Origin of the sequence: Paracidovorax cattleyae, from assembly GCF_900104515.1 — a bacterium.
Classification (GTDB): domain Bacteria; phylum Pseudomonadota; class Gammaproteobacteria; order Burkholderiales; family Burkholderiaceae_C; genus Paracidovorax; species Paracidovorax cattleyae.
On record NZ_FNJL01000011.1, the window covers coordinates 12,203 to 25,265 of the forward strand.

Annotated in this window: 9 protein-coding genes and 1 pseudogene; 7 read left to right on the forward strand and 3 right to left on the reverse strand. The window is 66.3% G+C overall.

Going from position 1 to position 13,063, the window contains the following annotated elements:
• Positions 1-151 precede the first annotated feature (151 nt).
• The 5 genes from mfd (at position 152) to BLR05_RS10735 (ending at position 7,614) form a co-directional block, all read left to right on the forward strand.
• Complete coding sequence (gene mfd / locus BLR05_RS10715; RefSeq protein WP_092834479.1) at positions 152-3,643, forward strand: transcription-repair coupling factor; 3,492 nt, start codon at positions 152-154, stop codon at positions 3,641-3,643.
• A gap of 82 nt (positions 3,644-3,725) precedes the next feature.
• A complete protein-coding gene (locus tag BLR05_RS10720; protein WP_092834480.1) occupies positions 3,726-4,400 on the forward strand; it encodes a hypothetical protein in 675 nt (224 codons plus the stop codon).
• A gap of 98 nt (positions 4,401-4,498) precedes the next feature.
• Positions 4,499-5,212, forward strand: coding sequence for a phosphoserine phosphatase SerB (gene serB / locus BLR05_RS10725; RefSeq protein WP_092834481.1), 714 nt, complete (start codon positions 4,499-4,501; stop codon positions 5,210-5,212).
• A gap of 156 nt (positions 5,213-5,368) precedes the next feature.
• The gene (locus BLR05_RS10730; protein WP_092834482.1) at positions 5,369-6,157 is read left to right on the forward strand and encodes a MetQ/NlpA family ABC transporter substrate-binding protein; all 789 of its coding nucleotides are present in this window, start codon (positions 5,369-5,371) and stop codon (positions 6,155-6,157) included.
• A gap of 245 nt (positions 6,158-6,402) precedes the next feature.
• Positions 6,403-7,614: a tyrosine-type recombinase/integrase gene (locus BLR05_RS10735; RefSeq protein ID WP_092834598.1), complete on the forward strand. Its 1,212-nt coding sequence runs from the start codon at positions 6,403-6,405 to the stop codon at positions 7,612-7,614.
• A gap of 210 nt (positions 7,615-7,824) precedes the next feature.
• On the opposite strand, the pseudogene BLR05_RS27490 reads toward BLR05_RS10735, so the two are convergent.
• Positions 7,825-8,560, reverse strand: a pseudogene (locus BLR05_RS27490) (LysR family transcriptional regulator); the annotation flags it as partial.
• A gap of 12 nt (positions 8,561-8,572) precedes the next feature.
• Complete coding sequence (locus BLR05_RS10745; RefSeq protein WP_092834483.1) at positions 8,573-9,943, reverse strand: MFS transporter; 1,371 nt, start codon at positions 9,941-9,943, stop codon at positions 8,573-8,575.
• Between the two features lie 98 nt (positions 9,944-10,041).
• On the opposite strand from BLR05_RS10745, the gene BLR05_RS10750 reads away from it, so the two are divergent.
• Positions 10,042-10,935: a LysR family transcriptional regulator gene (locus BLR05_RS10750; RefSeq protein WP_092834484.1), complete on the forward strand. Its 894-nt coding sequence runs from the start codon at positions 10,042-10,044 to the stop codon at positions 10,933-10,935.
• Positions 10,936-11,230: 295 nt separating this feature from the next.
• Here BLR05_RS10750 and BLR05_RS10755 read toward each other — a convergent pair whose 3' ends face one another.
• Positions 11,231-11,893 carry a LysE/ArgO family amino acid transporter gene (locus BLR05_RS10755; RefSeq protein WP_092834485.1) on the reverse strand — a complete coding sequence of 221 codons (663 nt, stop codon included), beginning with the start codon at positions 11,891-11,893 and terminating at the stop codon, positions 11,231-11,233.
• A gap of 70 nt (positions 11,894-11,963) precedes the next feature.
• Between BLR05_RS10755 and BLR05_RS10760 the strand changes: the two genes are divergently transcribed.
• A complete protein-coding gene (locus tag BLR05_RS10760) occupies positions 11,964-12,920 on the forward strand; it encodes an HTH-type transcriptional regulator ArgP (protein ID WP_092834486.1) in 957 nt (318 codons plus the stop codon).
• Positions 12,921-13,063 lie beyond the last annotated feature (143 nt).

Genomic DNA, 13,063 nt, shown 5'->3' on the forward strand with positions numbered 1-13,063 from the left:
GCGGCCATTGTAGGAGCGCAGCGCGCCCTGGCCGGCCGGCATGCCCCGGGCGCCCCGCCGGAATGGCCGCCGCCCTAGAATGCCTGCATGGCCGCGCCGCACCGCGCGCGGCCCGCGGCGCTCCCGTGCGCCCTGCCAGTCCCCGCTTCCCATGGACCTCCCCAAACTCATCCCCGGCAAACGTTTCACCATGCCGCGCCCCGTGGGCAGCGCGGACGCCCTGCTGCTCGCGCGCGTCGCGGAGCGCGAGAAGGCCGCCCGGCGCACCACCGCCATCGTCACGGCCGATGCCACCGACGCGCAGCGCCTGATCGACGAGATGGCGTTCTTCGCGCCCGAGCTGCGCTGCGCGCTGTTCCCCGACTGGGAAACGCTGCCCTACGACACGTTCTCGCCCCACCAGGACCTGATCAGCGAACGCCTGGCCACGCTCTGGCGCATCAGCCAGAAGGACCGGGACACCGGCGCCGACGTGGTGCTGGTGCCGGCCACCACGGCGCTCTACCGCCTTGCGCCACCCTCGTTCCTCGCGGCCTATACCTTCCACTTCAAAGTCAGGCAGAAGCTGGACGAGGCGAAGTTCCGCGCCCAGCTCACGCTGGCCGGCTACAGCCACGTCTCGCAGGTGGTGGGCCCGGGCGAATACGCGGTGCGCGGCGGCCTGATCGACCTCTTCCCCATGGGCTCGCCCGTGCCCTACCGGGTGGACCTGTTCGACGACGAGATCGACTCCATCCGCACCTTCGATCCCGATACGCAGCGCAGCCTCTACCCCGTTCCCGAGGTGCGCCTGCTGCCCGGCCGCGAGTTCCCCATGGACGACGCGGCCCGGGCCAAGTTCCGCAGCCGCTGGCGCGAACTGCTGGAGGGCGACCCGACCAAGAGCCGCATCTACAAGGACATGGGCAACGGCGTGGCCACCGCCGGCATCGAGTACTACCTGCCGCTCTTCTTCGACGAGACGGCCACCGTGTTCGACTATCTGGGAGAGGACGCCACGGTGGTATTGCACGGCGACCTGGAGCCGGCCTTCCAGCGCTTCTGGCAGGACACGAAGGAACGCTTCCGCCTGGTGCAGGGCGACCCGGACCGGCCCGCGCTGCCGCCCGAATCGCTGTTCCTGGGCATCGAGCAGTTCTACACCCGGGCCAACGCGCATGCGCAGCTTGCGCTGCGGCCGGGCGTGGAGGACGTGGAGGGCAACCCGCACTTCCAGAAGCTGGGCGACCTGTCGGTGGTGCGCGGCGCAGAGGATCCGCTGGCGCGCCTGCGCGCCCACATCCGCAACACGCAGCACCGGGTGCTGCTGCTGGCCGAGAGCGACGGCCGGCGCGAGAGCCTGCTGGACTTCCTGCGCGCCTCGCAGCTGAACCCGCCGGCCTTCGATTCGCTGGCCGAGTTCCAGGGCCAGGCCGGCGAGCGGGTGGGCATCGCCACCGCCGGCCTGGCCACGGGCTTCGCCTGGATCGAAGAAGGCATCGATGTCGTCACCGAGACCGAGCTGTTCGCGACCGGCACCACCACGCGCCGGCGCAAGAAGCAGGAGCAGGTGAGCGATGTCGAGGCGCTCATCAAGGACCTGTCGGAACTCACGCTGGGCGACCCGGTGGTGCACAGCGCTCACGGCATCGGCCGCTACCGCGGGCTGATCCACATGGACGTGGGCCAGAAGAACCCCGACGGCACGCCCGCGATGCAGGAGTTCCTGCACCTCGAATACGCCGACAAGGCCGTGCTCTACGTGCCGGTGAGCCAGTTGCAGCTCATCAGCCGCTACACGGGCGTGTCCGCCGACGAGGCACCCCTGCACAAGCTGGGCAGCGGCCAGTGGGAAAAAGCCAAGCGCAAGGCCGCCGAGCAGGTGCGAGATTCCGCGGCCGAGCTGCTCAACATCTATGCCCGCCGCGCAGCGCGCGAGGGCCACGCCTTCCGCTACAGCCCGCAGGACTACGAGCAGTTCGCCAACGATTTCGGCTTCGAGGAAACGGCCGACCAGAACGCCGCCATCCACGCGGTGATCCAGGACATGATCTCGCCCCGCCCCATGGACCGGCTCGTCTGCGGCGACGTGGGCTTCGGCAAGACCGAGGTGGCGCTGCGCGCGGCCTTCGTGGCCGTTACGGGCGGCAAGCAGGTGGCGTTCCTCGCGCCGACCACGCTGCTGGCCGAACAGCACTACCAGACGCTGGTGGACCGCTTCTCCAAGTGGCCGGTGAAGATCGCGGAGGTCTCGCGCTTCCGCTCCGGCAAGGAGATCACCGCGGCCATCAAGGGCATCGGCGACGGCACGGTGGACATCGTGGTGGGCACGCACAAGCTGCTTTCCGAATCGACGAAGTTCCACAACCTGGGCCTGCTCATCATCGACGAGGAGCACCGCTTCGGGGTGCGCCACAAGGAGCAGATGAAGCAGCTGCGCGCCGAGGTGGACGTGCTCACGCTCACCGCCACGCCCATCCCGCGCACGCTGGGCATGGCGCTGGAAGGCCTGCGCGACCTGTCGGTGATCGCCACCGCGCCGCAGCGGCGCCTGGCGATCAAGACCTTCGTGCGCAACGAGGGCATGGGCGTGATCCGCGAGGCGGTGCTGCGCGAACTGAAGCGCGGCGGCCAGTGCTACTTCCTGCACAACGAGGTCGAGACGATCGAGAACCGGCGCCAGAAGCTCGAGGAGATATTGCCCGAGGCGCGCATCGCCGTGGCCCACGGCCAGATGCCCGAGCGCGAGCTGGAGAAGGTGATGCGCGACTTCGTGGCGCAGCGCTACAACATCCTGCTGTGCTCGACCATCATCGAAACCGGCATCGACGTGCCCACGGCCAACACCATCATCATGAGCCGCGCCGACAAGTTCGGCCTGGCGCAGCTGCACCAGCTGCGCGGCCGCGTGGGCCGCAGCCACCACCAGGCCTATGCGTACCTGATGGTGCCGGACGTGGACGGTCTGACCAAGCAGGCCGCCCAGCGGCTGGACGCCATCCAGCAGATGGAGGAACTGGGCTCGGGCTTCTACCTCGCCATGCACGACCTGGAGATCCGCGGCGCAGGCGAGGTGCTGGGCGAGAACCAGAGCGGCAACATGCTGGAGGTGGGCTTCCAGCTCTACAACGAGATGCTGTCCGAGGCCGTGAAGTCGCTCAAGGCCGGCAAGGAGCCCGACCTGCTCGCGCCGCTGTCGGTCACCACGGACATCAACCTGCATGCGCCCGCGCTGCTGCCCGACGACTACTGCGGCGACGTCCACCTGCGCCTGTCGTTCTACAAGAAGCTCGCCACCGCGAAGACCGCGGACCAGATCGACGCCCTGCTCGAAGAGATCGTGGACCGCTTCGGCAAGCTGCCGCCGCAGGTGCAGACGCTGATCGACGTGCACCGGCTGCGCGTGCTGTCGCAGCCCTACGGGGTCATCAAGGTGGATGCGGCGCCGGGCGTGACGAACATCACGTTCCGGCCCCAGCCGCCGGTGGACCCGATGCAGATCATCCACCTGATCCAGAAGAATAGGCACATCAAGCTCGCGGGCAACGAAAAGCTGCGCATCGAGCGCGAACTGCCGGACGCGAAGGACCGGGCGCAGATGGTGCGCGACGTGCTGCGCAGCCTGGGCCAGCCGCTGGGGGCCGCGCAGGGCGCTCCGGCCTGACGCTGCCCGAGCGGGGGCAGGGCCGCCGCGGACCGCAGGGACACCGGGATCGCCGGTTGCCGGAGCCGCCTATGGATGCCCCATGCCCCTCGAAGCCGCCATCGTCCTGATCGCCCTCGCCGCCGCGGCCGCCACCCGCCCGTGGCGCCTGCTGGCGGCCGGGACTGCCTCCCGCGCGACGGAGGGGTCCGGGGACGCACCCAGCGGGCGGCAGGCATCGCCCCTGCTCACGCCGCTGCTGGCCACGCTGGTGGTCCTGCCCTGGATATGGGCCCTGCCCACGCTGCACGCCATGCCGCTGCAGTTGCAGATGTCGGGCGCCTGCCTCGTCGTGCTGATGGTGGGCTGGCCGCTGGCGGTGCCGGCGCTCGTGGCCGTCGCGGCCGGCGTCGCGCTGCTCTCGCCTACGCTCTCCTGGAGCGAGGCCGTGGGCATGGCGGCCTGGCAGGGCGTGGTGCCCGCCACCTTCGCGCTGCTGCTCGGCGCGCTGCTGCGGCGGCTGACCGGCACCCACCTGTTCGTCTACCTGCTGGGCCGCGCCTTTCTGGGCACGGCGCTGTGCATGTTCGCCGCGGGCAGCCTCGCACATTGGGCCGGGCACGGCCTGCCCGGCGTGGGGCCCGAGCTGACAATGGTTGCGCGCTGGCTCATGGCCTGGGGCGACGCGGTCGTCACCGGCATGCTGTGTTCGGTCTTCGTGGCCTTCCGGCCCGAGTGGCTGGCCACGTGGTCGGACCGGCTGTACCTGCAGCGCTGAGGCAGGCAGGCCACAGGCACCGTGGCGGCAGGCTCTAAGATGCCGGCTTTTCCGGCGCGGCCGGAACCCTTCCCCACAGTCCTTTTCGCCGTTCCTCCATGTCCCACGCCTCCGAATTCGCCCCCGGCCTCACCATCCAGGGCATCCAGCCGCCCCTCCGCCTTGCGGATTTCAAGCTCATCGCCTTCGACATGGACTCCACGCTGATCAACATCGAGTGCGTGGACGAGATCGCGGACGCCGCCGGGCGCAAGGCGGAAGTGGCCGCCATCACCGAGGCCGCCATGCAGGGCCTGATCACCGATTACAAGGAGAGCCTGCGCCAGCGCGTGGCGCTGCTGCGCGGCGTGGGCGTGGAGCACATGGAACAGGTCTTCCGCGAGCGCCTGCGCTTCAATCCTGGCGCGAAGGAACTCATCACTGCCGCCAAGGCCGCGGGCCTCGCCACGCTGCTGGTGTCGGGCGGCTTCACGTTCTTCTCGGACCGGGTGCGCGCCGGACTGGGCATCGACCTCTCGCGTGCCAACGTGCTGCAGATCGAGGACGGCCGCCTTACGGGCCGCATGGTCGATCAGCCCTGGGGCGACATCTGCGACGGCGCCGAGAAGCGCCGCACGCTGCTGGAAGTGGCCTCGCTGATGGGCATCGACCCGTCGCAGGCGATCGCGGTGGGCGACGGCGCCAACGACCTGCCCATGATGGGCGTGGCCGGCCTGTCCGTGGCCTTCCATGCGAAGCCCGCCGTGCGCGCACAGGCCAGGGTGGCGATCAACGAAGGGGGCCTCGACCGGCTGCTCGAAGTGCTGCGCTGAATCATTCGGCAATGCATAAGCATCGGCCGCGTTATATGGGTATGACGATAAAAACGTGGTGGCGCCGCGGGAACCTGCCTAGACTCCGGGCCCATGGGTGACAGCCCCGGCGTGGCCGTGGCGCCCCACCAACCACCGAAGAAAGCCCTTGTTCCGATGCTGAAGAAAGCCCTCTCCGCCCTGGCCCTCACCGCGCTCGCCGTGTCCGCCCACGCCGCCGACACCGTCCTCAAGGTGGCGGCCTCCGCCGTGCCGCACGCCGAGATCCTGAACTTCGTGAAGCCGCAGCTCAAGGCCCAGGGCGTGGACCTGCAGGTGCGCGAATTCAGCGACTACATCCAGCCCAATGCCGCGGTGGAAGACAAACAGCTCGACGCCAACTTCTTCCAGCACCAGCCCTACCTGGACAGCTACAACAAGGACCGCAAGAGCAGCATCGTGGCGGTGCCGGACGGCAAGGTCCACGTGGAGCCCTTCGGCGCCTATTCGAAGAAGATCAAGTCCGTGAGCGAACTCAAGGACGGCGCCACCATCGCCATCCCCAACGACCCGTCGAACACGGGCCGCGCGCTGATCCTGCTGCAGAAGCAGGGCCTCATCACGCTCAAGGACCCGAAGAGCATCACGGCCACGCCGATCGACATCGTGAAGAACCCGAAGAAGCTCAAGGTCCGTGAACTGGAAGCCGCCCTGCTGCCCCGCGCGCTGCCGGACGTGGACCTGGCCCTGATCAACACCAACTACGCGATCGAGGCCAAGCTGAACCCGACGAAGGACGCGCTGTTCATCGAAGGCAGCGATTCGCCCTACGCCAACCTGATCGCCGCGCGCGCCGACCGCGCCAACGACCCGGCGATCGCCAAGCTGGTGAAGGCGCTGCACACGCCCGAAGTGAAGAAGTTCATCCAGGACAAGTACCAGGGCGCCATCGTGCCGGCATTCTGATTGCACGGCCTCCGGCGCTCTCCGCGCCTGCCAACCGAACAGGGCGCCGCATCCGCGGCGCCCTTTTTCATTTCACCATGACTCCCGTGCCGCATTTCGCTGGACTGCGCCAAAGCCTGATACAGCAGTTTATCAATGGCTTAGGTGCGCCCATGCTATGCCGGTGCTTTCCGAAACCTGCCCCGACTTTCCCGTTGAAGGCCCCTATGAGGCTCCTGGGATTCGTGGCTTTCCGAGGAGTCATCGTGGCAAAACTCAAGCTCACCAAGTCCACCGTCGATGCGGCGCAAGCCCAGGCGCAGGCCGTCGAACTCCGGGATACGCTGGTGCCTGGTTTCTTGTGCAAGATTACACCCGCAGGGCGCAAGGTGTTCATGCTCCAGTACCGCACGAACGCGGGCGAGCGCCGCAAGCCCGCCTTGGGCCAGTACGGAGAACTGACCGTCGAGCAGGCCCGTTCGCTGGCGCAGGACTGGCTGTCTCAGGTGCGCCGGGGCGGCGACCCTGCCGCAGACAAAGCCACCGCCCGCAAAGCGCCCACGGTCAAGGAATTGTGCGTGAAGTTCATGGAGGACTACTCCCAGGTGCGCAACAAGCCCAGCACGCAGGAGGGCTACCAGAGCTTCCTTGACCGCAACATCATCCCGCTACTGGGCCGCATGAAGGTTCAGGACGTGAAGCGCCCGGACGTGGCGGCGATGATGATGAAGATGGCGCACAAGCCCGCCGACGCGAACCGCACGTTCAGCGTCATGCGCCGCATGTTCAATCTGGCCGAAGTGTGGGGCTACCGGCCTGACGGCACCAATCCGTGCCGCCACGTTCAGATGTTCCCCAACGGTAAGGCGACCCACCTCATCAGCGACGAGGACATGGGCAAGCTGTTTCGCCATCTCGACCGGATCGAAGCGCAGGGATTGGAGCAATATGTCATTCCCCTGGCAATCCGGCTGCAATTCGAGTTCGCGGGTCGGCGCGGCGAAATCATCACGCTTCAATGGGCGTGGGTGGACTTCGAGAACCGGCGCGTCGTCTGGCCCGACAGCAAGACCGGTGGCACGTCCAAGCCCATGAGCGAGGAAGCCTATCGGCTGCTGTCGACGACACCGCGCCAGGATGGTTGTCCGCATGTGCTGCCGTCCCCAAGTCATCCGGGCCAGCACCTGACCACGGGCGAGTATTACAACGGCTGGAGCCGTACGCTCAAAGCAGCCGGCGCAGCGCACGTCGGCACGCACGGCATCCGCCATCGTTCGACCACCGACATTGCCAATTCGGGCATCCCGGTCAAGGTCGGCATGGCGCTGACGGCGCACAAGACCGTGGCGATGTTCATGCGTTACGTCCACACCGAGGATGACCCGGTGCGCCAGGCGGCCGAACTGGTGGCAAAGCGCCGCAAAACCGTCATCCAGGGCCAGCAGCCCGTCGTGCAGGAACACACCACTGCCACCTAATCTAGCCATCCCCGTCTGCATGCCAACGGCCCAAATTCCGCCCCTGTTTTGCGCACGCAAACGTGCGTAAAACAGGGGTGGCTCCATGTTAAAAACACGCCAGCCGGATGCATGGTGGTGTGCACTGCGACCGCACCCGATGAGGCCGCGACCCTGCATTGCAACGTGCCATCGGACGGTCATTGTGCGTGCATTCGCACTGTACTGCGAACGGCAGGCGGCGATCTGCGATGCGCCGACCAGCGCCAGGGCATAGCCGGCTGACACCAAGGTCAGCATCAGGTCGAGCGAGGCGACTTCTTCGGCCACCAGTGGTTCGATGTCCACGGCGCGCAGGATGCGCGCGATCTGGTGGCAGTAGCCTTCGCAGACGTGCGGGTCACACATCACCAGCGGATAACGCAGCACGTCCTCCAGCGGAATGCGCTTGTGGGTCAGCAGGGGGTGGCGCACGGGGACGGCCACCACCAGCGGATCACTCCAGGCCGTCGCCCACTTCATCGGACTGTGCAAACCCCACGTCGTGGAGGTCATCGCGCAGCCCTCTGATCTGCTGCGACAGTGGCACTTCGATCAGGTGGATATCGACCTCGGGATCGTCCCCGCGGCACTGCATCACGAAGGCACTCAGGCGCGGCGGCGTGATGCGGTCGGACAACGCCACGCGCAGTTGACCGTCGTAGCCGGCGGCGACGGCCTTGACACCCTCGCGGGCCTGCTGCAAGGCGGTGAAGATACGCGGGACGTGCTCCTTGAACACTTGCCCGGTACGCGACAGGTGCGTGTTGCGCGAGTTGCGGATAAACAGGCGTGTGCCGAGGTCTTCTTCCAGTTCCTTGATGGCGCGCGACAGCGGCGACTGCTCGATGTGCAGCCGCTCGGCGGCGCGGGCGAAGTGGAGTTCTTCGGCCACAGCCTGAAAGCATCGGAGGTGTCGAAATTCCATGCCTTTGCTTCGTCATGCCTTGGCACGATCCGGCTGAATGCCCAGCCAGCACAAGACACTGCCCAACAGAAGAAGTACCACGGAAATGCCGATAGACACATGCATGCCACGCATGAATGGCTCTAGTGCAGTGTCCCGAACCAGATAGCCAAAGACGGCCACACCCAACATGCCCCCAACCTGGCGCGCGGAATTGAGCACCCCAGACGCGATGCCGGCGCGTGACGCATCCACCGACGAAAGTGTCGCGTTAGTCATGGTCGGCACCATCAACGCAGTGCCGCTAGCCGCCAGCAGCATTGGAACAACCAGAAGCCAATAGCTGCCATCCACACTGACCGGCATCAGCAGCAGGTAGCCGGAGGCCGCAAGCGTCAATCCAAACACCATCAACAGGCGAGCCCCCATACGCATGATCAATCGCCCAGCCAGCACATTGACTGCCATCAGCACGACGGTCATGGGAAGAAAGGCCAATCCCGTCAACTGTGGTGAAAGCTGCTGCTGAATCTGGAAGAACAGACTGAACACGAAGATCAACCCGTAATAGGAAAAATTCACCACCACGCCAGCGACTGAGGCCACGGTAAACGTCGGAATGCGGAACAGTTCCAATGGCAACATCGGAGAATGACTACGTGCTTCGATCCAAATGAAACCGAGGGTTGCGGCCATAGCAAGCAGGAAACCCCCTCGAACCAAGCCATGTCCCCAGCCAAGCGGTGCGGCCTCCGTCAATGCCATGGTCAACGCGGCCAGCGCCAAGATGGCCGCTCCCTGGCCGGCCCAGTCGAGGCTACGCCGATGGCTGTCGTCATGGGGCGCCACGTAGCGCAGCGTCAGGTAGATACCGATCAGACCGATGGGAAGGTTGATCAGGAAAATGCTGCGCCAGCCCAGGTGCGTCACCAGTATTCCGCCTAACACCGGGCCTGCTGCCAGCGACATACCGCCAAACGCGCCCCACCAGCCCACTGCACGGCTGCGCTGCTCACGATCCGGGAATGCGTGCTGCAGCATGGCTAGCGAATTCGGCACCAGCAGCGCAGCCCCCAGTCCCTGGATCAGTCTGGCGGCAATCAGGATCGGCAGATTACCGCTCAAGCCGCACGCAGCAGATGCGAGCGTAAACACGACGAATCCCACAAGAAAGACGTGCCGCGCGCCAAAGCGATCACCGAGTGCACCGCTCGTCAGCAGCAGTGCTGCAAAGACCAGCGTATAGGCATTGATGACCCATTGCAGGCCAGCTACGTCGGTGGCGAACTCCCGGCGCAAGGCATCCAGGGCGACATTGACGACGCTGACGTCCAGCAGGACGACCACAAAGCCTAGCGCGGCCGCCAGCAGCGTACCGCGTGCAGAAGGAAATGAGGAAGGCACAGAAACACCCAATAGAAACAGATGATTCGCATGTTAGGGTTAGGACATGTCTGCGTAAATTCTCCAAAATTGCACTACATACTGGAGAAAACGCACATATGTTCGACTGGGAGAACTTCCGACATTTCCTAGCGGTCGCTCGTATCGGCACGCTGTCGGGTGCCGCCCGGTCGCTGCGGGTGGATCACGCTACCGTGAGTCGTCGCCTGACAGCGCTGGAAACGGAGTTGCAGGTTCCGCTGGTTGAGCGCTTGCCTCGCTCCTGCCGACTCACGCCCATGGGCATACAGGTCTATGAGCAAGCCAAAGCCATGGAAACTTCGGCTTTTGCCGTGGAACGACTGGTGCATGCCAGCCTGGAGCCACTCGCTGGAAAAGTGACGCTCAGTGCGCCGCCGGTACTGGTGGCGCACCTGCTGGCGCGCCGGCTCGTGGATTTCCGCGCCGAGTATCCGGGCATCCAGCTTTCCATTTCGGCACAGGCGCAGCAGGTTTCGCTCATTCGGCGGGAGGCGGATGTGGCCTTGCGGCTGGTACGTCCCAAGGAGTCGAGCAGCGTGGTCCGCAAGCTCGGGCAAATGCCGTTTGCCTTGTATGCCGCCCCGGAGTATGTGGCGATGCGCTCCCCTGAAGACTGGACCTTTGTTGCCTATGATGCGCAGTTCGCCGATATGCCCCAGCAACAATGGCTGCTGGGGATTGCCGGCAACCGAACCGTTGGCTGTGAACTGAGCGATATCAGCAGCCACCTGGCGGCGGCGCGTACCGGAGCCGGTGTTGCTGGTCTGCCATGTTTTCTGGGTGATGAAGACCCCGGCTTGGTACGCCTGGAACACAAAGGCCCGACATTCTCGCGCGACATCTGGCTGGTCGTGCACCGCGATTTGCGCCGTTCCGCGCCAGTCCGTGCCGTGATGGACTTTGCGGCCAAAGCTGTCACGCAGAAACCGGGACTTAGCCTGGAAACACTGGCTGCTGTGCCATTGCCTTGATCCGATGAGTTGGCAACGGTATTGCCAGACGAACAGCGTGGTTTAGATGACGGGGATCACGGGCGAAGCAAGACACCTGCACGTAGGACGGTCACGCAGAGCAGGCACCAAGGCTACGATGGTGGGGCCTCGCGCGCCGCAATGCCCCTGAGCTTGCCACCGCGAGGCACCTATGCCGCACTTAGCTCGAAAAGCGGGGGCAGCAAACAAAGGCTGCAATCTGTCCTAACCTGTTGCCCCGTCAGACCTTTTCACCGCTGCTTAGCTTTTCAAAAAACTTGACAGCGGACATTTTTCATTCCAGCCCCTGCCAAAGCCAGAACGACAGCGTGAGCATGATCGCGCCCGTGAGCCCGTCCAGCAGGCGCCAGGCCACCGGCTTCGCGAACACGCCCTGCAGCTGCCGCCCGGCGAAGGCGAGCATCAAGAACCACAGCAGGCTGGCCGACGCCGCGCCGGCCACGAAGACCCACTTGAGGCCGCCCTCCTGCCGGGCGCCGATGGAGCCCACGAGCACCACGGTGTCCAGGTACACATGCGGGTTGAGCAGCGTGATCGCGGCCAGCGTGCCCAGCACACCCAGCAGCCCCTGACGGGTGCGGTCGCCGTCGGTGCGCAGGCCGGCGCCGGTACCGAACAGGGCCCGGTGCCATGCGAACAGTCCGTAGGCCAGCAGGAATACGGCACCGCCCAGGGTGAGCACGTGTGCGAGGCCGGGGGCGCTCTCCAGCAACCGCGCCATGCCGGCCACGCCGGCGCCGATCAGCACCGCGTCGGCCAGCACGCACAGCGCCACGCAGGCCCGCACGTGCCGCCCGGCGACCGCCTGGCGCAGCACATAGGCGTTCTGCGCGCCGATGGAAACGATCAGGGACATGCAGACCGTGAAGCCGGCCAGCCAGGCGGCGGACGCGGCCCCGCCGGAGAACAACGAAGAGGAAGGAAGAAGTGCCCACATGCGGCAGATTCTGGGCGGGCGTAAAAATTATGTAAACTTAAAAACTCTAACCATCATTAAGCATTACTTCATGCTGGACTACGCCGGACTCGAAGCCCTCGCGGCCGTGGTGCGCGAGGGCAGTTTCGAGCGTGCGGCGCGGCGCCTGCACGTCACGCCCTCGGCCGTCTCGCAGCGCGTCAAGCAGCTGGAAGAGCGTGCAGGGCAGGTGCTGGTGCAGCGCGGCACGCCCTGCACGGGCACCGAGGCCGGACGCCGGCTGTGCCTGCACCTGGAGCAGGTGGCCCTGCTGGAGAACGAGCTGCGCCGGGCCCACCCCGCGCTGGTGCCTGACGCCCATGCCTCCGCACCCACGGTCAGGCTGGCGGTGAACGACGATTCGCTGTCCACCTGGTTCATGGACGCGATGGCGGCGTTCGCCGAAGGCGGCAACGAGCAGCTGGACGTGCGCATCGACGACCAGGAGCACACCGCGCAGCGGCTGCGCGAAGGCGAGGTGATCGCCGCCGTGACGGCCACCGCCGGCACCATCGCAGGCTGCAACACCTGGCCGCTGGGCTCCATGCACTACGTGGCGGCGGCCAGCCCGGCCTTCGTGCGCCGCCACTTCGGGCCGGACGCGGGCGGGGTGACCCAGGACACCATCGCGCAGGCGCCGATGATGGTGTACAGCCGCAACGACCGCCTGCAGGACCAGTGGCTGCAGCGCCAGGGCCTCGGCTCGCGCCGCCATCCGCCGCGGCACTTCCTGCCGTCCAACCAGGGCTTCCTGCGCAGCTGCGAGATGGGCATCGGCTGGGGCATGCACCCCACGGTGCTGATCGAGCGGCAGCTCGCGGACGGCACGCTGGTGGAGATGCTGCCGGGCACCGGCATGGATGTGGCGCTCTACTGGGCCCATCCGCGCTCGGCCCAGGCGGGGCTGGAGCGGCTCACGCAGTGCGTCATGGCCGCCGCGCACGACTGGCTGGGCACCGGCCGCGGCAAGCGGCGCGCAGGCGTTTCGCGCAAGCCCGCGAAGAAGTAGCGCGCGCCACCACCCCGGTAGCGGCCTGTAGGACCCCACCGCAAAAGCGCCCCGCATGGCGGGAATGGGGCCATGGCGCGCATTGGAAGCCCCGCTGCCGGGCTACCATGAATACGGCCCCTTTCCGGTGCGATGAAAGAACC